Raw genomic sequence first — 21,272 nt, 5'->3', positions numbered from 1 at the left:
CCGGACGCGGGGGAGTGGGCGGGGCGGTGCGACGCCGTACTCCCGGGGGCCGCGGAGCCGGGCTCAGACGCCCTTGCGGGCGGCCTCGCGGCGCTGCCGCTTGCCCAGCGGCGCCTGGGACAGGTCCTCGGCCTGCGACCTGAGGTTCTTGTACCCGTATCCGCGTGCGCCGAGCCAGGCCCTCGCGGCTTCCTCGGCGCGTTCGGTCGCCTCCAGGATGTCGTCCTCGGCCTCCCCCGAGTCGAGGAAGCGGAAGGTGAAGGCGGGGCGTGCGGCGATGTCGTAGCTGAGGTGACCCTCGGGGGTGAACGCCGCGCGCAGGACGTCGTGCTCGGCGGCCCGTGCCAGGAGTTCGGCCCGCTGGTCGGTGCCGAGCCCGTCGAAGACACCGCGAACGGTGATGCGGAAGGTGCGCGTACTCATGACGCGAGCCTAAGCACCGCCGGGGTCGTCGCTCCAACGGGTTTTCGCGGACGCGAGGTACCCGCACCTCTCCGGGCGGCACAGCCACCCCCGCGCCCTCTCCCCACTCGTCCTCTGTCCCTGCCGTCCCCCGGCGAAGCCTCGCCCTGCCCCGCACCCCGCAGGGCTCCGGTCATGCCAGGCTCACCCAGGAACCCCGCTCGGCGGAGCGTGCCATCGCGTCGAGCGTCTCCGCGCTGTGCACCGCGTCGTCGAGCGTCGCCCCGTACGGAGTGCCGTCCTCGATGGACCGCAGGAAGTGGTGCGCCTCGATGACCTTGAGGTCGTCGTAGCCCATGCTGTTGGCCGCGCCCGGCTGGAAGGCGGCGTACTCGCCGTGTCCGGGGCCCACGTACACCGTGCTGACCGGCTGGTCCTGGTAGGCCGTGCCCCGGCTGACCGCGAGCTCGCCCATGCGGCGGAAGTCCCAGAACACCGCGCCCCGGGTGCCGTGCACCTCGAAGCCGTAGTTGTTCTGCTCGCCCACCGAGACCCGGCACGCCTCCAGCACGCCCCGGGCGCCGGAGACGAAGCGCAGCAGACAGCCGACGTAGTCCTCGTTCTCCACGGTGCCGAGCTCACCGCCCGTCGCGCGTGCGTGGCCGGCCGTCGCACCCGCCGGACGTGCCCGCCGTGGCAGGAAGACCGCGGTGTCCGCGGTGAGCGCCTCGATCTCGCCGAGCAGGTGCCGGGCCAGGTCCACGCCGTGCGAGGCCAGGTCGCCCAGGACGCCGCTGCCGCCGCGCTCCCTCTCGTAGCGCCAGGTCAGTGCCCCCTCAGGGTGTGCGGCGTAGTCGCTGAGGAGCCGGATGCGGACATGGGTGACGGTACCGATCTCGCCGGAGGAGATCAGTTCGCGGGCGGCGGCGACGGCCGGCGCGTTGCGGTAGTTGAAGCCGACGGTGCCCTGCACCCCGGCCTTGGCCGCGGCCCGCGACACCGCGCGGGCGTCCGCTGCGGTGAGCCCCACCGGCTTCTCGATCCAGATGTGCTTGCCGGCCCCGGACATGGCCACGCCGATCTCGCGGTGCAGGAAGTTCGGAGCGGCGATGCTCACCGCCTCGACGCGCGGGTCGGCGGCGACCGTACGCCAGTCGCGGGTGCCCGTGGCGAAGCCGTACCGCGCGGCCGCCTCCTCGGCGCGGCCCGGCACCTCGTCCGCCACGGCGACCAGCTCGGGCCGCAGCGTGAGCCCCGGGAAATGGTGCGGCACGCGCGCGTAGGCCTGGGTGTGCACCCGTCCCATCCAGCCGAACCCCACGACCGCAACGCCGAGCGTACGCACCATGACTGCCCTTCTTTGGACCGGTCCAAAACCCTTCCGGCCTCACACTGGGCTCCATCAGTGCACGTGTCAACCCTCCGGCCACCCTTTGACAAGCTCACCACCGGTGTGGAACGGTCCAGACCATGAGAGCGCCGACGATCCGTGACGTCGCCGAGCGGGCCGGGGTGTCGAAGTCGCTGGTCTCCCTCGTGCTGCGCGGCTCCGAGCAGGTCCGCGAGGAGAAGCGGCAGGCCGTGCTGGCCGCCGTCGAGGAACTCGGCTACCGCACCAACGCCGCGGCCCGCAGCCTCAGCGAGCGCCGCACCCGCACCGTCGGCGTGCTGCTCAACGACATGCGCAACCCCTGGTTCGTCGAACTGCTCGACGGCCTGAACTCCCGACTGCACGACTCCGGTCTGCACACGCTGCTCGCCGACGGCCACCTCAGCCGGCGCCTCGGCGAGGACCTCACCCGCACGTTCATGGACCTGCGCGTCGACGGTCTCGTCGCCGTCGGCACCCTCCCGCCCTCCGAGGCGCTGCGGACCGCGGCGGCGCGGGTCCCCACGGTGGTGGCCGGTGCACGGGAACCCGAACTGCCCGGCGTGGACATCGTCGCCAACGACGACGAGCGCGGCGCCCGGCTCGCCACCGAGCACCTCCTGGGTCTCGGACACCGCCGCGTCGCGCACATCGCGGGGGAGGGGACGGTCGGTGAACTGCGCCGCCGCAGCTTCGAGACCGTCATGCGCGAGCACGGGCTCGACCGGGAGGCGGTCGTGGAGCAGGGCGACCTGACGGAGGAGGGCGGCTACCGGGCCATGGTCCGGCTGCTCGCGGCCCGCGAACGGCCCACCGCCGTCTTCGCGTTCAACGACATGGCCTGCGTCGGCGCACTCTCGGCCGCCGAGGAGCTCGGCCTCCAGGTGCCCCGCGACCTGTCCCTCGTCGGCTACGACAACACCTACCTGGCGCGCCTGCGCCACCTGTGGCTCACCACCGTGGACAACGCCGGCCACGACGTCGGCCGCCGCGCCGCGCAGCGCCTGCTCGACCGGATCGCCGATCCCGCCCGCCCCGCGTCGCTCGTCCTCGCCGACCCCGTTCTCGAAGTCCGGGGCACGACCGCGCGGGTCAGTCGCTCTTGAGCTCGTCGATCCGGACGGGTCCCCGGACGGAGACCGACCGGACGGCCGCCAGGGCGATGGCGAGGGCGGCGCGCGCGTCCTCACCGGTGACCGCCGGGGTGCCCCCGCGGCGGACGCAGTCGGTGAAGTCGGCGATCTCCGCCACGTACGCGTCGTGGAAGAGGTCCTGGTCGTAGCCGACGCACTCGGCGGTGACGCCCCGCCGGCCGTAGCCGGTCAGGTGGGTGCGGCGCAGGTCGCCCATGGTGAGCATGCCGGCCGATCCGAAGACCTCACCGCGCACGTCGTAGCCGTACACCGCCTGGAAGCTGGCCTCGGCGGTGGCGAGGGCGCCGTTGTCGAAGCGGACGGTGACGAGGGCGGTGTCGAGCAGACCGCGTTCCTTGAAGTCGGGGCGCACCAGAGCGTCCGCCAGTGCGAAGACCTCGACCGCCTCGGCCCCCGGGTTGAGATACCGCAGGGTGTCGAAATCGTGGATGAGGGTCTCCAGGAAGATCGTCCACGGCGGGACGGGCGCCGGATCGGCGAACTTCGGATCACGGGTGAGCGAGCGGAGCAGCTGCGGGGTGCCGATACCGCCTTCCGCGATCCTGTCGTGGGCGGCACGGAAGCCCTTGTCGTAGCGACGGTTGAAGCCGACCTGGAGAGGCACGCCCGCCTCGCGGGCCGCGGCCGTCGCACGGTCGGCCTCGGCGAGTGTGACGGCCATCGGCTTCTCGCAGTAGACGGCCTTGCCCGCGCGGGCCGCCGCCACGACCAGATCGGCGTGCGTGCGCGCCGGAGTGGCCAGCACCACCGCCTCGATCCGCGGGTCGGCGAGCAGCTCCGCGATCTCGGTGTACGTCGTCGTACAGCCGAGCCGGTCGCCCAGGCGTCGTGCGGTGCCGGCTGCCGGGTCGGCGACCGCGGCGAGGCGGACGCCGGGCAGCCGGTGGGCGAGGGTCTCGGCGTGGAAGGCGCCCATCCGGCCGGCGCCCACGAGGCCGACGGCGAGGGGCTGTTGCGTGGTCATACGGCATCTCCGTACGTCGGTTGGCGATTCGGCGATTCGGCGGCTCGGCGGCTCGGGCGTCGGCGCCGTCACCGTCAGGGGGTGAAGGCGGTCCGGAAGCGTTCCAGCGCGAGGTCGCTGTCTTCGGAGGCCCAGGCCTCCAGGGCGACCGTGCCGTCGTATCCGAGGTCCGTCAGGGCGCCCGCGACGGCCGGGTAGTTGATCTCCCCGGTTCCGGGTTCGTGGCGGCCCGGCACGTCCGCCACCTGGATCTCCCCGATCAGGCCCAGGCCGTGGGCGCGGCGGACCAGTTCGATCAGGTTCCCCTCGCCGATCTGCGCGTGGTACAGGTCCAGGTTCATCCGCAGCCCCGGCCGGTCCACGGCCGCCACCAGGGCCAGCGTGTCGGAGGCCTTCGCGAACGGCACACCGGGGTGGTCAACGGCGGTGTTGAGGTTCTCCAGCGTGAAGACCACCCCGGAGCGTTCGCCCAGGTCCGCGACCCGGCTCAGCGTGCGCCGGGCGGCGATCCACATCGGACCGGTGGCCTCACCGGTCACCGCGGTCACCGGCAGGCCCTCGCCGTCCAGGCCGGTGCCGTGCAGATTGAGCCGGGGGCAGCCGAGGCGCTCCGCGGCCCGCACCGACTCCGCGGCGGTGCGCAGCAGTTCGTCCGCGCCGTCCGGGTCCGTCAGACTTCCGCGGACGTAGCCGGTCATGGACGAGAAGGCCGCCCCGCTGCGCTCCAGGGCGGTCAGATCGTGCCGCGTCCAGTCCCAGATCTCGACCTGGAAACCGGCGTCGTGGATGCGTCGTGCCCGCTCGTGGACGGGGAGGTCCCCGAAGACCATCTCGGCACAGACCGCCAGCGTGTACATCGTCCATCGCCCGCTTTCCGGCTCTCGCGTCGCTAGAACGTTCTAGTCCCGGAGCAGCAGTACGCCAGCAGCCGAGCGCCTTGTCAAGGTGTCGCGGGCGCGGTGGACTAGAACGTTGCAGTACTTCCGACCAGTGCGTTCGGTGCTGGCCTACGATCTCGTCGGCAAGCCGTGCCGAACAGGAAGCCATGCCGAACAGGGAGGGCAGCCGTGTCTCCGAGCTCCTCGGGTCCGGGCGGGAAGCGGCCCACCCTCGCCGACGTCGCGGAACGGGCGGGGGTGTCCGTCGCCCTGGCCTCCATCGTGATGCGTGGGACCAAGGGTGCCGGTGCCGCCACTCGCGAGCGCGTGCTCGGGGCGGCGCGGGAGATCGGCTACCGGCCCGACGCGCGCGCCCGCCTGCTGCGCAGCAGCCGTTCGCGCCTGCTCGGCGTGCAGTTCGGCCTCCAGGAGCCCTTCCACGCCGACCTGGTGGAGGGCCTGTACGCCGCCGCCGAGCCGGCCGGCTACCAGCTCGCGCTCAGTGCCGTCGCCCCGAGCCGCGGTGAACAGCTGGCGGTGGAGGCCCTGTTGGCGGACCGCTGCGAGGCGCTGATCCTGCTCGGCCCACGGGTCCCGGCCGCCCGGCTGGCGGAAGTCGCCGCCCAAGTCCCGGTCGTGTCCGTGGCCCGGCGGCTGCGCCCGCCCGTCGCCGGCGTGGACGTCGTGCGTACGGCGGACGGCGAAGGTGCCCGCCAGGCCGTCGACCATCTCGTCGCACTCGGTCACCGCGACGTCGCGCACATCGACGGCGGCCGGGCACCGGGCGCCGCCGACCGGCGCCGGGGCTACCGCACCGCCATGAACCGGCACGGCCTCGGTGACCGGGGCCGGGTCCTGCCGGGCGGACCGACCGAGGAGGACGGCGCCGCCGCGGCCCGCGTCCTGCTCGACGCGGACACCCGCCCCACCGCGGTCCTCGCCTTCAACGACCGCTGCGCCACCGGCGTCCTCGACATCTTCCTGCGCGCCCGCGTCTCGGTGCCCGGCGACGTCTCCGTCGTGGGCTTCGACGACAGTCGTCTGTCACGCCTCGCCCACATCGACCTCACCACCGTCGGCCAGGACATCCCCCGGCTCGCGGGGGAGGCGGTCGGCCGGGCCCTCGCGCGTCTGGAGGGCGATGCGGCCTCCGGCGGCGGGGCGTCGGAGGGAGCCGGCCCGGGGGAGGGGGCCGGCCCGGGGGAGGAGACCGTCATCGCCCCGCACCTGGTGGTGCGCGGCACCACGGCCGCTCCGGCGGGTGGCTGAACGGCCGCCGAGGCTGGACGGCGCCCTGTCGCATGGCTAGTGTGATCAGCGAATAGTCAATTTGTTGAGTATGGGTATGAGGATGAGGTGGGCGTGATGGATTCCTTCCGCAAGGCCGTGGAGGCCGGTGACCTCGCCGCGGTCGAGGACATGCTGGCCGACGACGTCGTCTTCCACAGCCCCGTCGCCTTCAAGCCCTACCCCGGGAAGGCGATCACCGCGGCCATCCTCCGCGGTGTCACACGCGTCTTCACCGACTTCCACTACGTCCGCGAGATCGGCGGCGCGGACGGCCGCGACCACGCGCTCGTCTTCGAGGCGAAGGTCGGCGACAAGAAGATCACCGGCTGCGACTTCCTCCACTTCGACGAGGACGGGAAGATCGACGACTTCATGGTCATGGTCCGCCCGCTGTCCGCCGCCCAGGCGCTCTCCGAAGCGATGGGAGCCCAGTTCGACCGGATCGCCCAGGAGGCGGCCGGCGCGTGACGTCGGGCGGCCCGACGCGCCCGGTGCGCACCCGGCGCGCCACGCCGCGTGCCGCTCGCGGCGGACGGGTTTGACGCGAAGGCGCGCGGCTACCCGCGCGTTGTGACATCGACGACTTCCCGCCAGGAGCTCGTCCGGTTCCTGGAGGACCGCTTCGCCTGCGCCCAGGCGTGCACCGAGTGCGCCAGGGTCTGTGCGCTGCGCGCGAGCCTCATGGACCCGGACGGACCCAAGCAACAGGACCTCGTACGCCGCAAGGGCATCCAATGCACGGAAGTGTGCGACGCCACCTGCCTCGTGCTGTCCGAAGGGATGCACCGGGACGAGGCCGCCGTCCGCTCCCAGGTGGAATGGTGCCGCGACGTCTGCCTGGAGGGCGCCCACGTCTTCGACGAGTACGACGGTGCGCAGGACGCCGCGAAGGAGTGCCGCGCGTGCGCGCAGGCGTGCGCGGACTTCCTCGCCGTCCTGGGCTGAGCGCGGCCCGGACTGTCCTGCGCCGAGCGCGCTGTCCGGGCCGGTGTCGGCCGAGCGCCGTCCGGACCGTCCTGTGGCGTTCGCGCCCCCTGGGCTGAGCGCGGCCCGGACTGTCCTGCGCCGAGCGCGCCGTCCGGGCCGGTGTGGGCCGAGCGCCGTCCGGACCGTCCTGTGGCGTTCGCGCCCCCTGGGCTGAGCGCGGCCGGACCGTCCTGCGCCGAGCGCGCTGTCCGGGCCGGTGTGGGCCGAGCGCCGTCCGGACCGTCCTGTGGCGTTCGCGCCCCCTGGGCAGAGCGCCGTCCGAGGCGTCCTACGCTGAGCGCGGCCGGGCTGCCCAACGGTGAGCACCGTCCGGGCCGTTCCGGGCCGAGCACCGTCCGAAGCCGTCCGCTTGCCCGCCCGGGCGCGGGTGGGAGCGGCGCGGCGGGACGGGACCGGAACTTCCGGGCCGGGAGCGGCGCGGCGGGACGGGACCGGAACTTCCGGGCCGGGAGCGGCGCGGCGGGACGGGAACTTCCGGGCCGGGAACGGCACTTCGATCGACGACCGGCGCTCCGGCCCGCAGATCAGGCCCGCTCCACCAGCGGCCGCCCCGCGCGGACGTTCCAGCGCCCCGATCGCCCGCTGAACTCCGTGGCGGTCAGGGGCGGTACGTCGACGCGCCAGAAGGCCGCGTCCGGCGCCCCCAGAACCCGCACGAGCGCGGCCCGTACGACCTCCGGCTCCACCACGGCGACCGTCCGGCCCGACGTGTGCGCGGTGCCGTCCAGCCAGCCGGCCACCCGGTCGCAGAACGCCCGTACCGACTCGCCGCCGTGCGGCGCGGTCCCGGGGTCGGCCAGCCAGCCCGCCACCGCCTCGGGCTCCTGCGCGCTCACCTCCGCGAGCGTCGCGCCGCGCCAGCGGCCCACGTCGAGGCCGGCCAGCTCCGGTGCGTCCGGGGCGCCTTCGAGACCGAGAGCGTCGGCGGTCTCGCGGCAGCGCACGGCGGGGGAGACCCACAGCCGCTCCGCGGCCGGCAGCTGTCCCGCCGCAGCCCGCGCGAGCCGCAGTCCGGACGCGTCGAGCGGACGTCCGTCGTCGAAGCGGGCCTCGCGCAGCGCGGCGCCCAGCGCGGCTGAGATCAAGATCACTCGACTTGTCATGTCCTCACTCTCATGGGTTCTCGTGGTGTCCGCCGGCCCGAAAAGCCTTGTGGGACAAGGGGACCCGCCGCACACCCGGTCCGTGGGGCGCGCCCCGTGCTCCCCCGTGCGCCCTTGGCCGGAACCCGCCGACGCGGTACCGTCGCGTCGAAATCGACGACGGCTCGGCGGAAGCCCGGTGGAAATCCGGCACGGTCGCGCCACTGTAAGCCCAGCACGAACCCCCCTCGCCAGGGGCGGTGAGGGCGGGGCAAGTCAGACCCGCGGCTGTCGTCCAGTGCACCACCGGAATGGGACGCGAGTTCCCCAGGAGGTTCTGCCCCATGGCGCAGTCCGTCGCTCAGCCGACCGCCACACCCACCGCGGTACCCGCCAAGCTGCCGATCGGCACGATCGCCCCCTGGGCGGTCTTCTTCGGCATCCTGATGCTGGTCCTGCTCTACTTCGTCGGCGCCGAACAGGGCGCCACCGCAGTCGTGTCCGGCGAGAACGTCCACGAGTGGGTCCACGACGCCCGCCACCTGCTCGGCTTCCCGTGCCACTGACGGCCACGGGACGTACGAGCCGATGAATTCCGCAATCGTAAGAAATCTGCTGGTGCGTGGCATGCTCGCGGGACTCGCCGCGGGCCTGCTCGCCCTGGTCGTCGCCTACTTCCTGGGCGAGCCGCGCGTCGACTCGGCGATCGGCTACGAAGAGGCGCACTCCCACGCGCACGAGCACGGCGTGGAAGCGGTGTCCCGCACGATGCAGTCCACCGGCGGCCTGGCCACCGGTGTCCTCGTCTACGGAGTCGCGTTCGGCGGCATCGCCGCCCTCGCGTACTGCTTCGCGCTCGGCAGGATCGGCCGCTTCGGGCCGCGGGCGAGCGCGCTGCTGCTGTCGGTGGCTGGCCTGCTCGCGGTCTACGTCGTGCCGTTCCTGAAGTACCCGGCCAACCCGCCGTCGGTCGGCGATCCCGACACCATCGGGAAGCGCACGACCCTGTACTTCCTGATGATGGTGCTCAGCGTGCTGCTGGCCGTCGCGACCGTCATCCTGGGCAAGCGCCTCGCGCCGCGCCTGGGCAACTGGAACGCGACGATCGCGGCGGGCGCGTTCTTCGTCCTCACGATCGGTCTCGCCTACGCGTTCCTGCCGGCCGTGAACGAGGTTCCGAAGGACTTCTCGGGCACCCTGCTCTGGCAGTTCCGGCTCGCGGCCCTCGCCATCCAGCTGACCCTGTGGACCGCCTTCGGGCTCGTCTTCGGGTTCCTGGCCGAACGGGTGCTGGCACCGAAGCCGGCCGCCGCGGGCGGTCAAGAGGTCACCGCGGGGGCGACTCCCGTGGCCCGCTGAGCGGTGACGGAAAGGCGGCCCCGGTCCTCGACCGGGGCCTCCCTCCTGTGTGCGCCGGACGTCAGGCCGGCCGGATCAGCAGCTCGAAGCCGTCCAGCAGTGCCGTGAGGCCGACGTCGAAGTGCTCGTCGATCTCCGTGTCGTCGGCGGCGCGGGCCAGGATGTTGTAATCGGGCGATTCGGGCGCCGGTTTCCGACTGCGGCTCTGCGAGCCCAGCCGCACCACCGCCAGACTCAGTGCGTGCCCGATGGTGAACTCGCGCAGACAGCGGGCGATCTGCAGGGCACGGGTCGGTGTGAAGCCACCGGCCTGCAACAGTTCGATGATGCGTACGCCCGTGTCGATCGACGAGGGGGAGCGCACCGGTCGCGTCGCGAAGACGGACACCGCGTGCGGATGCCGGAGCAGCGTGTCCCGCAGCCGCCGGCAGTACTGCTCGGCGACCGCGCGCCAACTGCCGTCCCAGGGCAGCGAACCGACGTCGAGCTCGTCGAAGAGCGCCTCCGCGATCCCGTCGAACAGCTCCTCCTGGTCCGTGAAGTGGCGGTACACCGCCATCGGGTCGACCCCGAGCCCCGCGCCGAGCTTGCGCATCGAGAAGTTGCCGAGGCCGTTGGCGTCGATCAGCGCCAGGGCAACCGCGCAGATGTACGGCCGGTTGAGCGTCGATCTGACGCCGGGGGAAGGACGCGTGCCTCCCGCGCCGCCCTTTTCGGTCTTCATGAGGAGAGCCGGTCCAGAATTGTGGTGAGCCGTCGGGTGAATTCCACGGGAAGCTGCTGGTACACCGTGTGCCCTCCGGGGAATTCCTCGCATGGTACGCCGAGCAGTTCGCCCAGGACGTGCGCGGGACGGTGGTACGGGCGTCCTTCGCTGTCCCGGCCCGTCGCCAGGCACCAGGGCGCGTCCGTGTCCCGCAGGGCCTGGAGGTCCGGCCGGTAGGCGAAGCAGAACTCCGGCAGTTCCCGCTCGACGAGCAGGGCGGAGTTGGCCAGCATCCGGGTCATCGTGTCCGGCTCGCGTCCGGTGACGCGGCGGACGGAATCTGTGGTGGCCAGCATCAGCCGCGAGGCCGCCGCGATCACCGCCTGGCCGCGCGGCGACACGAACATCCGGGGCGGCTCGGGCATCGTCATCGCCCCGAAGGCCGCGGCGGCCCGCAGGGGCCCCTTCTCCCGGCCGAGCCGCTCGATGTCCTCGACGGCCCGGCGCTCCGAGCTGTCGGCGGGCAGGATCTGCACGAGCGGCGGTTCGTGCGCGACGGCTCCCAGCAGGCGCTTCGCATGACGGGCCAGCAGTTCCAGCACGATGATCGCCGCGCTGCTGGTGCCGAACACGTACGCCCGGTCGATGCCGTGGTGGTCCAGGATCTCGACGACGTCGTCGGCCTGCCGCGCCACGTCCACCGGCGCCGCCGGGTCCGCGAGCGGGCTGCGCGAGTTGCCCCGCCGGTCGAAGGTGATCACCGTGAACCGCTCGGCGAGCAGCGGGACGACGTCCTCGTACACGCCGGCGTCGCCGCCACCTCCCGGGATCAGGACCAGCGCGGGCCCGTGACCGGTCCGCTCCGTGTGCAGTCGCGCGCAGGAGACGAGGACGGGCCCCGTGCCGGCGACGCCCGCCCGCCCACGGATCGGCCCGTGACCGCTCATGTCTGTTCTCATTTCACTTCTTGCCTTGAGATGTGGTTGTGTCTACGTCGTAGTTTGAGTCTACGGTGTAGGTATCGATATTTCGAATGGGGGAATTCCAGTCATGAGCGCGGAAGTGGCGGACGGGACGACCACCTCGCCGATTGAGGACGGAAGGGGCCGCAGAAGGCGGACGTACGGGTGGGTGTACGCGGTGCTGATGTATGTGGTGGCCCTGGCGTACTTCGGGCAGGCGGTGCTGGCCGGACAGTTCCTGTCGGGCAGCTACGACGCACTGCGCTGGCACCAGTACGGTGCGACCTTCACCGATGTGCTCCTGGTCTGCGCGCTGGTCGCCGCCGGCCTGCTGCGGTGGCACGGCAAGGGACGGCTGTGGCCGTTCCTGTCGGCCCTGGCGCTGCTGCTCGCCAACCAGGCCCAGAACGGCGCGGGCGCGGCCCGGCTGCTGTCCCTGCACATCCCGCTCGGTGTCGCGATGATCGCCGGCGCCGTGGTGGTGGCGGTGCGGGTCCACAGCGCCGGTGCGCCCGTGGAGCGGGAGGTCTCCTCGTGACCGGACGGGTCTCCCGCCGCTCCCTGCTCCTGGGCAGCGGAGCCGCGGCACTGGCCATCGGCGGATCGGGCGTCCTGGCCTTCGGCTTCCGCGGTACGACCTCGACCGGCACCCTGCTGCGCAGCGAGATACCGCTGCCCGAGGCCTTCCGCAGGCCGCTGACCGTGCCGCCGGTGCTCGAACCGTCCGGCACCACGGCGGGCGTGGACACCTACGACGTGACGCAGCGCGAGGCGAGCGTGGAGATCGTCGACGGACTGCGTACCACGATCTGGGGGTACGACGGCATCCTTCCCGGCCCGACCCTGGTCACCCACCGCGGCCGCAGAACCGTCGTCAGGCACCGCAACGAACTCCCCGTGCCCACCGTCGTCCACCTGCACGGCGGCCGGAACGCCCCCCGGCACGACGGCTATCCCACCGACCAGATCCTGCCCGCGGGCGGGGCCCACAGCGGCGGGCACCACCACGGAGGCGACCTCAGCCACGGCACGCGCACCTACGAGTACGACACCGACCAGCGCGCGGCCACCCTCTGGTACCACGACCACCGGATGGACTTCACCGGTCCGAGCGTGTGGCGCGGCCTCGCCGGACTGCACATCGTCACCGACGACGAGGAACGGGCGCTGCCGCTGCCGGACGGCGACCGCGACCTGCCGCTGGTCATCATGGACCGCTCCTTCGCCGCGGACGGCAGCCTGCGCTATCCCAGCGTCGACAAGGACCTGGCCAGGACGCCCGGCGTGACCTCCGGCTACGAGGCGGGCGTCCTCGGAGACGTCGTCCTGGTCAACGGAACTCCCTGGCCCTACCGGGAGGTCGACGCCGTCCGCCACCGGCTGCGCCTGCTCAACGCCTCCAACGCGCGCCGCTACCGGCTGCGCCTCGACCCGGCGCCGGACGGCGTGGCCGAGCCGTTCGTGCAGGTGGCCTCGGACGGCGGACTCCTCGCGAGGCCGTTGACGCATCCGTACCTCGATCTCGCCTCGGCCGAACGGCAGGAGGTCGTCGTCGACTTCTCGCGCTACCGCGTCGGCCAGAAGGTCCGGCTCGTCAACGACTTCGGCGACGGACCGACGCACCGGGTCATGGAGTTCCGTGTCGCCCGCCGGGCGAAGGACGACAGCCATGTCCCCCGCACCCTCTCGGTGATCGAGCCGCTCGAACCCCGGCACGCCGTCCGCGAGAGGGACATGGTCTTCCAGTCCAAGTCGATCGGCGACCGGCACGGCTGGACCGTCAACGGCGAGCCCTTCTCCGTCGACCACGTCCACGCGGCACCGCGGCTCGGCGACATCGAGATCTGGAACCTGTACGCGGACTTCCACCATCCGATCCACCTGCACCTGGTGCACTTCCAGGTACTCAACCGCGGCACCAAGGAGCCCGGACGGTTCGACCACGGCTGGAAGGACACCCTGGACCTGCGGCCCGCCGAACAGGCCCGCATCATCACGCGGTTCGACGGACATCGCGGCAAGTACGTCTTCCACTGCCACAACCTGGAGCACGAGGACATGATGATGATGGGCAACTTCGAGGTCCGCTGAGCACGCCGCCCCAGGTGGGGAGGGTGCGCCGAGCGCGGGTCGAGCCCTTCTCCAGGCCCGTTCATGGCGGCGGGCATACGTTCGGCGCACCTCACCGGGTGCGTATCCGGGTGGGATCGACGACCGAGTCAGCCCAGGAGAGCCATGCCCCGCCGCCTGTTCACCTCGGAGTCCGTCACCGAGGGACATCCCGACAAGATCGCCGACCAGATCAGCGACACGATCCTGGACGCACTGCTGAAGGAGGACCCCACCTCGCGCGTGGCCGTGGAGACACTGATCACCACCGGTCTGGTGCATGTGGCCGGCGAGGTCTCCACGACCGCGTACGCGCCGATCGCCCAGCTCGTGCGCGAGAAGATCATCGACATCGGCTACGACTCCTCGAAGAAGGGCTTCGACGGAACGTCCTGCGGGGTCTCGGTGTCCATCGGAGCCCAGTCCCCGGACATCGCGCAGGGCGTGGACACCGGCGGCGCGGGCGACCAGGGCCTGATGTTCGGCTACGCGTGCGACGACACCCCCGAGCTGATGCCGCTGCCCATCCAGCTCGCCCACCGGCTGTCCCGGCGGCTCGCCGAGGCGCGGCGGGGCGGCGCCGTCCCGTATCTGCGCCCGGACGGCAAGACCCAAGTCACCATCGAGTACGACGGTGATCGCGCGGTCCGTCTGGACACCGTGGTGGTCTCCTCGCAGCACGCCTCGGACATCGACCTGGAGACGCTGCTGCTCCCCGACATCCGCGAGTTCGTGGTGGAACCCGAACTGAAGGCACTGCGCGACCACGGGATCGACCTGGTGACCGACGGCCACCGGCTGCTCGTCAACCCGACGGGCCGCTTCGAGATCGGCGGCCCGATGGGCGACGCGGGCCTGACCGGCCGGAAGATCATCATCGACACGTACGGCGGCTACGCCCGGCACGGCGGTGGCGCCTTCTCCGGCAAGGACCCCTCCAAGGTGGACCGTTCGGCGGCCTACGCCATGCGCTGGGTTGCCAAGAACGTCGTCGCCGCCTCGCTCGCGCGCCGCTGCGAGGTCCAGGTCGCCTACGCGATCGGCAAGGCCGATCCCGTCGGGCTCTTCGTGGAGACCTTCGGCACCGCGACCGTCGACCCGGAGAAGATCGAGAACGCCGTCTCGGCGGTCTTCGACCTCCGGCCCGCCGCCCTCATCCGCGACCTCGACCTGCTGCGGCCGATCTACGCCCAGACCGCGGCCTACGGCCACTTCGGGCGCGAGATGCCGGACTTCACCTGGGAGCGCACCGACCGCGTCGACGCGCTGCGCCGGGCCGCCGGTCTCTGACCCCCACCCGCCGACCGACGGTTCAAGGAGATCCCCGTGCGCATCGCCGTCACCGGATCCATCGCGACGGACCACCTCATGGCCTTTCCCGGGCGCTTCGTCGACCAGCTCATGAGCGAGCACCTGGAGAAGGTGTCGCTGTCGTTCCTCGCCGACACGCTGGAGATCAGGCGCGGCGGGGTGGCCGCCAACATCGCCGTGGGCCTCGGCCGCCTCGGGCTCACTCCGGTCCTGGTGGGCGCGGCCGGCACCGACTTCGCCGAGTACCGCGACTGGCTGCGCGCCAACGGCGTCGACACCGGGTCGGTGCGGGTGAGCGCCACCCGGCACACCGCCCGCTTCGTGTGCACCACCGACGCCGACCAGAACCAGATCGCCACCTTCTACGCCGGCGCGATGGTCGAGGCACGGGAGATCGCGCTGGCCGGCGTCGTCGAACGGGTCGGCGGCGTCGGCCTGGTGATGGTGGGACCCGACGACCCCGAGGCCATGCTCCGGCACACCGACGCGTGCCGGACACTCGGACTGGACTTCGCGGCCGACCCCTCGCAGCAACTCGCCCGACTGGGACGGGAGGAGACCCGGCGGCTCGTCGACGGGGCCCGCTTCCTGTTCACCAACGCCTACGAGGCGGCCCTGCTCCAGGAACGAACGGGCTGGAGCAGGGCCGAGGTCCTCGAACGGGTCGGCAGCTGGCTCGTCACCCACGGCCCCGAGGGCGTCGCCGTGCTCCGCTCCGGACACCCGGAGTTGCGGCTGCCCGCGGTCGAGGCGGCCGAGGTCGTGGACCCCACCGGCGCCGGCGACGGCTTCCGCGCCGGATTCCTGGCCGGCGCCGCACGGGGATGGCCGCAGGAACGGGCCGCCCGGCTCGGGTGCGCCCTGGCGACCCTCGTGCTGGAGTCCCTCGGCACCCAGGAGTACAAGCTGTCCGCCGCCGAACTGCACCTGAGGACCGAGCAGGCCTACGGGGCCGCCGCTGCCGCCGAGATCACCCACGACCTGGAGAGGCGATGACGATCAAAGAGTGCCGCATCTGCGGCAACCGCACCCTGCTGCCGATACTCGACCTGGGCGAACAGGCCCTCACCGGCATCTTCCCCCGCACCCGCGACGAGGTGGTCCCCTCCGTACCCCTCGAACTCGTGCGCTGCTCACCGGACGGCTGCGGACTCGTCCAACTGCGGCACACCGCCGACTTCGGGCTGATGTACGGCGAGGGCTACGGATACCGGTCCGGACTCGGTGAGTTCATGATCCGGCACCTCGCGGGCAAGGCCGCCCTGCTCACCGACCTGGTGCGCCCGGGCCCCGACGACCTCGTCCTGGACATCGGCAGCAACGACTCCACCCTCCTGCGGGCCTACCCCGCGGACGGACCCACCCTGGTCGGCATCGACCCGACCGGAGAGAACTTCCGCGAGTACTATCCCGAACACGTCAGGCTCGTTCCCGAGTTCTTCTCCCGCGAGGTCTTCACCGGGCACTTCGGCCGGCGCAAGGCCAAGATCGTCACCTCGATCGCGATGTTCTACGACCTGCCGCGCCCCCTCGACTTCATGCGGGACGTCCACGACATCCTCGACGACGACGGGGTGTGGCTGCTGGAACAGAGCTACATGCCCGCGATGCTCGAAGCCACCGCGTACGACGTGGTGTGCCACGAGCACCTGGAGTACTACGCGCTGCGGCAGATCGAGTGGATGGCGGCGCGCACCGGACTGAGCGTCATCCGGGCGGAGCTCAACTCCGTGTACGGCGGCAGCCTCTGCGTCGTGCTCGCCAAGAACCCCGCACGCCACCACGTCGACGAGGCCGGGATCGCCGCGGTCCGCGCCCACGAGGCACAGCTGGGTCTGGACACCATGGCCCCCTTCGAGGCCTTCGCCCACCGGGCGGCCGAGTACCGCGACGGGCTGCGCGCCTTCCTCGACACCTCCCGCGAGGCCGGCCGGCTGACCCTCGGGTACGGCGCGTCGACCAAGGGCAACGTCATCCTCCAGTACTGCGGCATCACCGAACGCGACCTGCCCTGCATCGGCGAGGTCAACAAGGACAAGGACGGCTGCTTCACCCCCGGCACCGGCATTCCCGTCGTCACCGAGTCCGAGGCCAAGTCCCGGCGGCCCGACCAGCTGCTCGTGCTGCCCTGGATCTACCGGGACGGCTTCGTCGAACGGGAGCGTGCGTACCGCGAGAGCGGCGGCAAGCTGGTCTTCCCGCTACCCGAACTCAGCATCGTGTAGCCCCCGTTGACCGGGATCCGATGCACCACATTTGATCAGCGGTTGGGGTTCGGGCGCGGCCGCTGCGGCACAATGAGGGCATGCCCACCGGTGCTGCCATCCGCATCCTCGGACCGCTGCGCGTACGCACGGCGGACGGCGGGACGGCCGACGTGCGCGGGGCGCGGCTGCAGACACTGGTCGCGGTCCTCGCGCTGGCGGCGGGCAGGGAAGTGGCGCGCTCCGACCTCCTCGAAGCGCTCTGGGACGACGCCCTGCCGTCCGCTCCGGACAACGCGCTCCAGGCCCTGACCTCCCGGATGCGGCGCGCCCTGCCCGGGCTCGTCGTCGACTCCAGCCCCACCGGCTACCGGCTCGTCGTACGGCGGGACGACGTCGACGCGCTCCGCTTCGAGTCGCAGGTGTCGGCCGTCGCCGCGGTGCGGGGCGACCACGCGCGGCGCGCCGCCGTGCTGCGGGACGCCCTCGACCTGTGGCACGGCCCCGCCCTGGCGGGACTCACCTCCACCCGGGTGGTGCGCGCCCACGCGACACGGCTCGAAGAGCTCCGCCGCCGCGCCCGCGAGGACCGGATCGACGCCGAACTCGCCCTGGGCGGCGGGCCCGCGCTCGTCGCCGAACTGGCGGGCCTGGTCTCCGAGGACCCGTTCCGCGAGAAGCTGCGCGTCCAGCTCATGCACGCCCTGCAGACCGACGGCCGACAGACCGAGGCGCTGGGCGTGTACACGGAGGCGAGAACCCTGCTCGCCGAGACGTACGGGATCGACCCCTCGGCGGAACTCCATCAGGCGTACCTCGACGTCCTGCGCGGCGAAGTCACCGCGGCACCGCCCCGACTCGCGCCGCGCGAGACACGGCTGCCGGTCCCGCTCACCGAACTCGTCGGCAGGGAGGCCGACGTGGAGCGGGTGCGGGAACTGCTCGACCACGCCCGGCTGGTGACCGTCGTCGGCCCCGGCGGCGTGGGCAAGACCCGGGTGGCCCTCGAAGCGGCCCGACGCGTCGACGAGCGCGGCACCCAGCGCGTCGTTCTCGTCGAACTCGCCTCGGTCGCCGACCCGGCCAACGTGCCGCGTACCGTCCTCGACACCCTCGGCGCGGGCGAGGGCGGACTGCTGTCCGCGCCGGGATTCGAGACACCCGAGCACGGGCCCGTGCTGCGCCGCCTCATGAGCCTGCTGGCGGGCGAACCGGCCCTGCTCGTCCTCGACAACTGCGAACACCTCGTGGAAGCCGTCGCGGAGACCGCCGCGACCCTGCTCGCCCACTGCCCCGACCTGTGCGTCCTCGCCGCCGGCAGACAGCCGTTGGGGGTCAGCGGCGAACGGCTGCACCGGCTCACCGGTCTCGCCCTGCCCAAGGGGCCCACGGACGCGCCGGGCTCGCCCGCGGTGCGCCTCTTCGCCGACCGCGCCCTCGCCGTCCGCCCCGCGTTCACCCTCGACGGGCGCACGGTGGACACGGTGGTCGCGATCTGCCGCGCCCTCGACGGGCTGCCGTTGGCCCTCGAACTCGCCGCCGCCCGGCTGCAGTCGCTGTCCGCCGAGCAGATACGCGACCGGCTCGACGACCGGTTCCGGCTGCTGGGCGCCGAGGGCCGGCCGGCCGACGGGCGGCGCCGCACCCTGCGGGCCGTGATGGACTGGACCTGGGACCTGCTGGACGACGCCGAGCGCACCCTCGCCCGGCGCCTCGCCGTGTTCGCGGGCCGCGTCGACCTCCCGCTCGTCGAGCGGGTGTGCGCGGGCGACGGACTCGACCCCGCCGACCTCGACATGCTGCTCGCCTCCCTCGTCGCCAAGTCCGTCGTGCAGACGGAGGAGACCGGCCGGCGGGTCGGCTACCGCATGCCCGAGACCGTACGGCTCTACGCCGCCGAGCAACTCGCCGCGGCAGGGGACGAGGCACCGCTGCGCACGCGCCACGCCCGGACCCTCCTCGCGATCGCCGAGACCGCCGAACCGGGGCTCCGCCGCCACGGCCAGGCCGCCGAACTCGCCCGGTTGAGCGCTCTGGTGGACGACTTCCACGCCGCCCTGCGCTGGTCGCTCGACCATGCTCCCGACGGGCTCGCGCTGCGCCTCGTCGCCTCGCTGGAGTGGTTCTGGCTGCTCGGCGGGCGCCGCGCGGAGGCCATGGAATGGACACGCCGCGCACTCGACCTGCCGTGCGACAGCCGGCCCCGGGACCGGGCGATCGTCTGCGCCGTCGGGGGACTTCAGCACGGGGCACTGCTCGGCGAGGAAGCAGGCGTCGCCTACCTCTTCGAGGCGCTGGCGCTGATCCAGGAGCTCCCGGAAGCCGACCACCCGGTGCTCGTGGCCGCAGGCATCCTCGGCTCACTCGCCTCCGGCTCCCCTGAGCTCGTGAGCGAACAACTGCGTGCGCTCGGCGGCCACCGCGACCCCTGGATCGCCTCCCTCGCCCGGATGCTGGGGGCCCGCATGCTCGCCAACGCCGGACAGCCGCACGCGGCACGGGACGAACTCCTCGCCGCCCTCGACGGGTTCCGGACCCTCGGCGAGCGCCTCGGCCTGACCTACACGCTCTCCGCGCTCGCCGAGTCCGAGAGCGCCCGGGGCGACCACGTGGGCGCGATCGGCGCGCTGGAGGAGGCGCTGCGCGCCGTGACCGAACTGGGCCACGCCGAGGACCGGCCCATGCTCATGGTGCGCCTGGCGGTCGAGCAGGCCAGGTCGGGCCGCCCCGAAGCGGCGGAGGCCGGACTGCTGGACGCGGCGGCCGAGGCGTCCCGGTTGGGCCTCGGCGAGACCCTGGGCGTCGCCCACCACGCGCTCGGCGACCTGCGCCGTACGCAGGGCCGGACGGCCGAGGCACGCAGGCTGCTCGACCGGGCCCTCGCCGAGGTCATGGCACACGGCCCCGGCGTCGGCTATCGCCCTGCAGTCCTCACCAGCCAGGGCCACCTCGCCGTCGCCGAGAGCCGCCTCCCCGCGGCGCTGGAGGCCTGCACGGCGGCGCTGGACCTCGCCCGGCAGGTCGACGAGGCACAACTGCTGGCCCAGGTCCTGGTGCTGGCCGCGGACATCGCCCTCGCCCAGGCCGAACCCAAGCACGCGGCGGTCCTCCTGCACACCGCCGCGGACGTCCGCGGCCAGCCGCTCGATGCCGACCCGGACGTCCACCGGGTGGCGCGGGCGACCCGGCTGGCCCTCGGGGACGACCGGTACGGGGCCGCGCGCCCCGTACGCCCCGACGAGATCGAGGGCCTGGTCGCGGGCCTCGCCGGCCGGCTGGCGCCACCGCAGGCCGGGTGACCTGCGCGGCCGGCCGTCCACGGGGACAGCCGGCCGCGCGGGTCAGCGGCCCACAGGAGCCGCCGCCAGCTCCGCGAGCAACGGCACCACGTCGCTCGGCGCCGGGAGCCGCCTGATCTCGTCGGCCAGCGACTCGGCGGCGGAGCGGTAACCGGGAGCGGAGAGCACCGACTCCACCGTCGCCCGCAGCCCCGCCGAAGAGTCCGCACTCATAGCCGCGTCGAGGTCGAGGACCACGCCTGCCCCGCGCGCCGCGACGCGCTCGCCGACCGCCGCCCACGAAGGGTTCGACTGGGCGAGGACCAGCTGCGGCACCCCGAAGGCCAGACCGGTCAGGGCCGTCCCCGCGCCGCCGTGATGCAGCAGCGCGTCGCAGTCACCGAGGAACAGGTCCAGCGGAACCGCGCCCGGCGCGTGCACAGAGGCGGGCAGACCGGCCGCGTCGTGCGGGACCGCGGTGACGACCGACTCCATGTCCCGCACGGCGGCGAGCTCACGGATCAGCGCGTCCCAGATCTCCGGCCGCGTCAGCATCGGGGTCTCGCCGCCGAAGCTGACGCACAGGCGCCTGCCCGCGTCCGGCCGCGGCGCCCAACGAGGCGGTGAACCCGCCCCGTTGAAGGGCACGAAGCGCACCGGCTGGGCCGCCGAGGCCTCCGGGCACTGCAGACTCGGCGGGCACGGGTCCAGCACCAGCGAGGGCAGCGCCGGACCCGAGTCCACACCGCGCCGGGCGGCCACCTCGCCGAGCGCCTCGACGGCCCGCGGAACGGACTGGGAGCTGATCCGGTCCGGCCCCCAGCGGTGCAGCACGGCCGGCACCCGCAGGGCGGCCGCCACGATCAGACCGCTGAACTCGATCGGATCCACCAGCACCAGATCCGGCCGCCACCGGCGGGCGACGTCCAGATGCTCGTCGAGCACGCCGTCGACGCGCTGTCGCCACCTCTCCTGGAGCAGCGCCCAGTCCGGACCGGCGCCGGGCAGCCCTGAGGGCGCCGCCGACCGCCGTACCGGCCGGCCCGGTGGCTCGCTCACCACGGCGCCCGACAGACCGGCCGCCGCGGCGCGCTCCACCACGGGAGCGCCGCCGGCGACCAGGACCTCGTGCCCGGCCGACCGCAGGGCCCAGGCGACCGGGACCATCGACATCAGATGACTCGGTACCAGGGCGACGACCAGCACCCTCATCCCTG

20 protein-coding genes and 1 riboswitch are annotated in these 21,272 nt (G+C 72.9%); of the genes, 12 read left to right on the top strand and 8 right to left on the bottom strand.

What is annotated here, in order from left to right; genetic code table 11:
* Positions 1–63: 63 nt before the first annotated feature.
* Both BKI49_RS01905 and BKI49_RS01900 read right to left on the bottom strand, forming a co-directional pair.
* Complete coding sequence (locus BKI49_RS01905; protein WP_095932364.1) at positions 64–423, bottom strand: DUF6204 family protein; 360 nt, start codon at positions 421–423, stop codon at positions 64–66.
* 172 nt (positions 424–595) lie between these two features.
* Positions 596–1,750, bottom strand: coding sequence for a Gfo/Idh/MocA family protein (locus tag BKI49_RS01900; protein WP_095932363.1), 1,155 nt, complete (start codon positions 1,748–1,750; stop codon positions 596–598).
* Between the two features lie 122 nt (positions 1,751–1,872).
* Between BKI49_RS01900 and BKI49_RS01895 the strand changes: the two genes are divergently transcribed.
* Complete coding sequence (locus tag BKI49_RS01895) at positions 1,873–2,877, top strand: LacI family DNA-binding transcriptional regulator (protein WP_095932362.1); 1,005 nt, start codon at positions 1,873–1,875, stop codon at positions 2,875–2,877.
* On the opposite strand, the gene BKI49_RS01890 is transcribed toward BKI49_RS01895, so the two are convergent.
* Positions 2,864–3,889 (bottom strand): Gfo/Idh/MocA family oxidoreductase, encoded by a 1,026-nt coding sequence (locus BKI49_RS01890; protein ID WP_095932361.1) that lies wholly within the window; start codon positions 3,887–3,889, stop codon positions 2,864–2,866. The genes BKI49_RS01895 and BKI49_RS01890 overlap by 14 nt on opposite strands.
* A 74-nt stretch (positions 3,890–3,963) precedes the next feature.
* Positions 3,964–4,746 carry a TIM barrel protein gene (locus BKI49_RS01885; protein WP_095932360.1) on the bottom strand — a complete coding sequence of 261 codons (783 nt, stop codon included), beginning with the start codon at positions 4,744–4,746 and terminating at the stop codon, positions 3,964–3,966.
* Between the two features lie 210 nt (positions 4,747–4,956).
* Here BKI49_RS01885 and BKI49_RS01880 point away from each other — a divergent pair, with 210 nt between their 5' ends.
* The 3 genes from BKI49_RS01880 to BKI49_RS01870 all read left to right on the top strand — a co-directional run bounded on the left by BKI49_RS01880 (position 4,957) and on the right by BKI49_RS01870 (position 7,002).
* The gene (locus BKI49_RS01880; protein ID WP_095932359.1) at positions 4,957–6,036 is read left to right on the top strand and encodes a LacI family DNA-binding transcriptional regulator; all 1,080 of its coding nucleotides are present in this window, start codon (positions 4,957–4,959) and stop codon (positions 6,034–6,036) included.
* A 96-nt stretch (positions 6,037–6,132) separates the two neighbouring features.
* A complete protein-coding gene (locus BKI49_RS01875) occupies positions 6,133–6,525 on the top strand; it encodes a nuclear transport factor 2 family protein (protein ID WP_095932358.1) in 393 nt (130 codons plus the stop codon).
* Between the two features lie 102 nt (positions 6,526–6,627).
* Positions 6,628–7,002: a four-helix bundle copper-binding protein gene (locus BKI49_RS01870; RefSeq protein WP_095932409.1), complete on the top strand. Its 375-nt coding sequence runs from the start codon at positions 6,628–6,630 to the stop codon at positions 7,000–7,002.
* A 566-nt stretch (positions 7,003–7,568) separates the two neighbouring features.
* Here the strand turns inward: BKI49_RS01870 and BKI49_RS01865 are convergent.
* Complete coding sequence (locus tag BKI49_RS01865) at positions 7,569–8,147, bottom strand: histidine phosphatase family protein (protein ID WP_095932357.1); 579 nt, start codon at positions 8,145–8,147, stop codon at positions 7,569–7,571.
* Between the two features lie 144 nt (positions 8,148–8,291).
* Positions 8,292–8,432: riboswitch (cobalamin riboswitch) on the top strand.
* A gap of 38 nt (positions 8,433–8,470) precedes the next feature.
* On the opposite strand from BKI49_RS01865, the gene BKI49_RS01860 reads away from it, so the two are divergent.
* Positions 8,471–8,692, top strand: coding sequence for a CbtB domain-containing protein (locus tag BKI49_RS01860; protein WP_095932356.1), 222 nt, complete (start codon positions 8,471–8,473; stop codon positions 8,690–8,692).
* A 22-nt stretch (positions 8,693–8,714) separates the two neighbouring features.
* Positions 8,715–9,485, top strand: coding sequence for a CbtA family protein (locus BKI49_RS01855; RefSeq protein WP_095932355.1), 771 nt, complete (start codon positions 8,715–8,717; stop codon positions 9,483–9,485).
* Between the two features lie 61 nt (positions 9,486–9,546).
* Here the strand turns inward: BKI49_RS01855 and BKI49_RS01850 are convergent, their stop codons facing one another.
* Together BKI49_RS01850 and BKI49_RS01845 are read right to left on the bottom strand one after the other, a co-directional pair.
* Positions 9,547–10,209 (bottom strand): TetR/AcrR family transcriptional regulator, encoded by a 663-nt coding sequence (locus BKI49_RS01850; RefSeq protein WP_179332294.1) that lies wholly within the window; start codon positions 10,207–10,209, stop codon positions 9,547–9,549.
* Entirely contained in the window at positions 10,206–11,138 is a 933-nt protein-coding gene (locus BKI49_RS01845) for an alpha/beta fold hydrolase (protein ID WP_218835019.1), read from the bottom strand. Before BKI49_RS01845 ends, BKI49_RS01850 begins: the two co-directional genes overlap by 4 nt.
* A gap of 103 nt (positions 11,139–11,241) precedes the next feature.
* Here BKI49_RS01845 and BKI49_RS01840 point away from each other — a divergent pair, with 103 nt between their 5' ends.
* The 6 genes from BKI49_RS01840 to BKI49_RS01815 all read left to right on the top strand — a co-directional run bounded on the left by BKI49_RS01840 (position 11,242) and on the right by BKI49_RS01815 (position 20,076).
* Entirely contained in the window at positions 11,242–11,691 is a 450-nt protein-coding gene (locus tag BKI49_RS01840; RefSeq protein WP_143658343.1) for a hypothetical protein, read from the top strand.
* Positions 11,688–13,244: a multicopper oxidase family protein gene (locus BKI49_RS01835; protein WP_095932351.1), complete on the top strand. Its 1,557-nt coding sequence runs from the start codon at positions 11,688–11,690 to the stop codon at positions 13,242–13,244. The genes BKI49_RS01840 and BKI49_RS01835 overlap by 4 nt, the downstream gene beginning before the upstream one ends.
* A gap of 144 nt (positions 13,245–13,388) precedes the next feature.
* Positions 13,389–14,552 carry a methionine adenosyltransferase gene (gene metK / locus BKI49_RS01830; RefSeq protein ID WP_095932350.1) on the top strand — a complete coding sequence of 388 codons (1,164 nt, stop codon included), beginning with the start codon at positions 13,389–13,391 and terminating at the stop codon, positions 14,550–14,552.
* A 36-nt stretch (positions 14,553–14,588) separates the two neighbouring features.
* Complete coding sequence (locus tag BKI49_RS01825; protein WP_095932349.1) at positions 14,589–15,569, top strand: carbohydrate kinase family protein; 981 nt, start codon at positions 14,589–14,591, stop codon at positions 15,567–15,569.
* Positions 15,566–16,798 (top strand): class I SAM-dependent methyltransferase, encoded by a 1,233-nt coding sequence (locus BKI49_RS01820; protein WP_095932348.1) that lies wholly within the window; start codon positions 15,566–15,568, stop codon positions 16,796–16,798. The genes BKI49_RS01825 and BKI49_RS01820 overlap by 4 nt, the downstream gene beginning before the upstream one ends.
* An 80-nt stretch (positions 16,799–16,878) precedes the next feature.
* Positions 16,879–20,076 carry an ATP-binding protein gene (locus BKI49_RS01815; protein ID WP_095932347.1) on the top strand — a complete coding sequence of 1,066 codons (3,198 nt, stop codon included), beginning with the start codon at positions 16,879–16,881 and terminating at the stop codon, positions 20,074–20,076.
* 42 nt (positions 20,077–20,118) lie between these two features.
* Here the strand turns inward: BKI49_RS01815 and BKI49_RS01810 are convergent, their stop codons facing one another.
* Positions 20,119–21,267 carry a nucleotide disphospho-sugar-binding domain-containing protein gene (locus tag BKI49_RS01810; protein ID WP_095932346.1) on the bottom strand — a complete coding sequence of 383 codons (1,149 nt, stop codon included), beginning with the start codon at positions 21,265–21,267 and terminating at the stop codon, positions 20,119–20,121.
* Positions 21,268–21,272 lie beyond the last annotated feature (5 nt).

The organism is Streptomyces sp. Tue6028, from assembly GCF_002300165.1.
Classification (GTDB): domain Bacteria; phylum Actinomycetota; class Actinomycetes; order Streptomycetales; family Streptomycetaceae; genus Streptomyces; species Streptomyces siamensis.
This window is presented reverse-complemented; position numbering and strand designations above follow the sequence as displayed.

What these genes read in the sequence shown, in the direction of transcription:
- BKI49_RS01905 (WP_095932364.1), bottom strand. Translation starts at nt 423, where the DNA reads ATGAGTACGCGCACCTTCCGCATCACCGTTCGCGGTGTCTTCGACGGG.
- BKI49_RS01900 (WP_095932363.1), bottom strand. Translation starts at nt 1,750, where the DNA reads ATGGTGCGTACGCTCGGCGTTGCGGTCGTGGGGTTCGGCTGGATGGGA.
- BKI49_RS01895 (WP_095932362.1), top strand. Translation starts at nt 1,873, where the DNA reads ATGAGAGCGCCGACGATCCGTGACGTCGCCGAGCGGGCCGGGGTGTCG.
- BKI49_RS01890 (WP_095932361.1), bottom strand. Translation starts at nt 3,889, where the DNA reads ATGACCACGCAACAGCCCCTCGCCGTCGGCCTCGTGGGCGCCGGCCGG.
- BKI49_RS01885 (WP_095932360.1), bottom strand. Translation starts at nt 4,746, where the DNA reads ATGTACACGCTGGCGGTCTGTGCCGAGATGGTCTTCGGGGACCTCCCC.
- BKI49_RS01875 (WP_095932358.1), top strand. Translation starts at nt 6,133, where the DNA reads ATGGATTCCTTCCGCAAGGCCGTGGAGGCCGGTGACCTCGCCGCGGTC.
- BKI49_RS01865 (WP_095932357.1), bottom strand. Translation starts at nt 8,147, where the DNA reads ATGACAAGTCGAGTGATCTTGATCTCAGCCGCGCTGGGCGCCGCGCTG.
- BKI49_RS01860 (WP_095932356.1), top strand. Translation starts at nt 8,471, where the DNA reads ATGGCGCAGTCCGTCGCTCAGCCGACCGCCACACCCACCGCGGTACCC.
- BKI49_RS01855 (WP_095932355.1), top strand. Translation starts at nt 8,715, where the DNA reads ATGAATTCCGCAATCGTAAGAAATCTGCTGGTGCGTGGCATGCTCGCG.
- BKI49_RS01850 (WP_179332294.1), bottom strand. Translation starts at nt 10,209, where the DNA reads ATGAAGACCGAAAAGGGCGGCGCGGGAGGCACGCGTCCTTCCCCCGGC.
- BKI49_RS01845 (WP_218835019.1), bottom strand. Translation starts at nt 11,138, where the DNA reads ATGAGCGGTCACGGGCCGATCCGTGGGCGGGCGGGCGTCGCCGGCACG.
- BKI49_RS01840 (WP_143658343.1), top strand. Translation starts at nt 11,242, where the DNA reads ATGAGCGCGGAAGTGGCGGACGGGACGACCACCTCGCCGATTGAGGAC.
- metK (WP_095932350.1), top strand. Translation starts at nt 13,389, where the DNA reads ATGCCCCGCCGCCTGTTCACCTCGGAGTCCGTCACCGAGGGACATCCC.
- BKI49_RS01820 (WP_095932348.1), top strand. Translation starts at nt 15,566, where the DNA reads ATGACGATCAAAGAGTGCCGCATCTGCGGCAACCGCACCCTGCTGCCG.
- BKI49_RS01815 (WP_095932347.1), top strand. Translation starts at nt 16,879, where the DNA reads ATGCCCACCGGTGCTGCCATCCGCATCCTCGGACCGCTGCGCGTACGC.
- BKI49_RS01810 (WP_095932346.1), bottom strand. Translation starts at nt 21,267, where the DNA reads ATGAGGGTGCTGGTCGTCGCCCTGGTACCGAGTCATCTGATGTCGATG.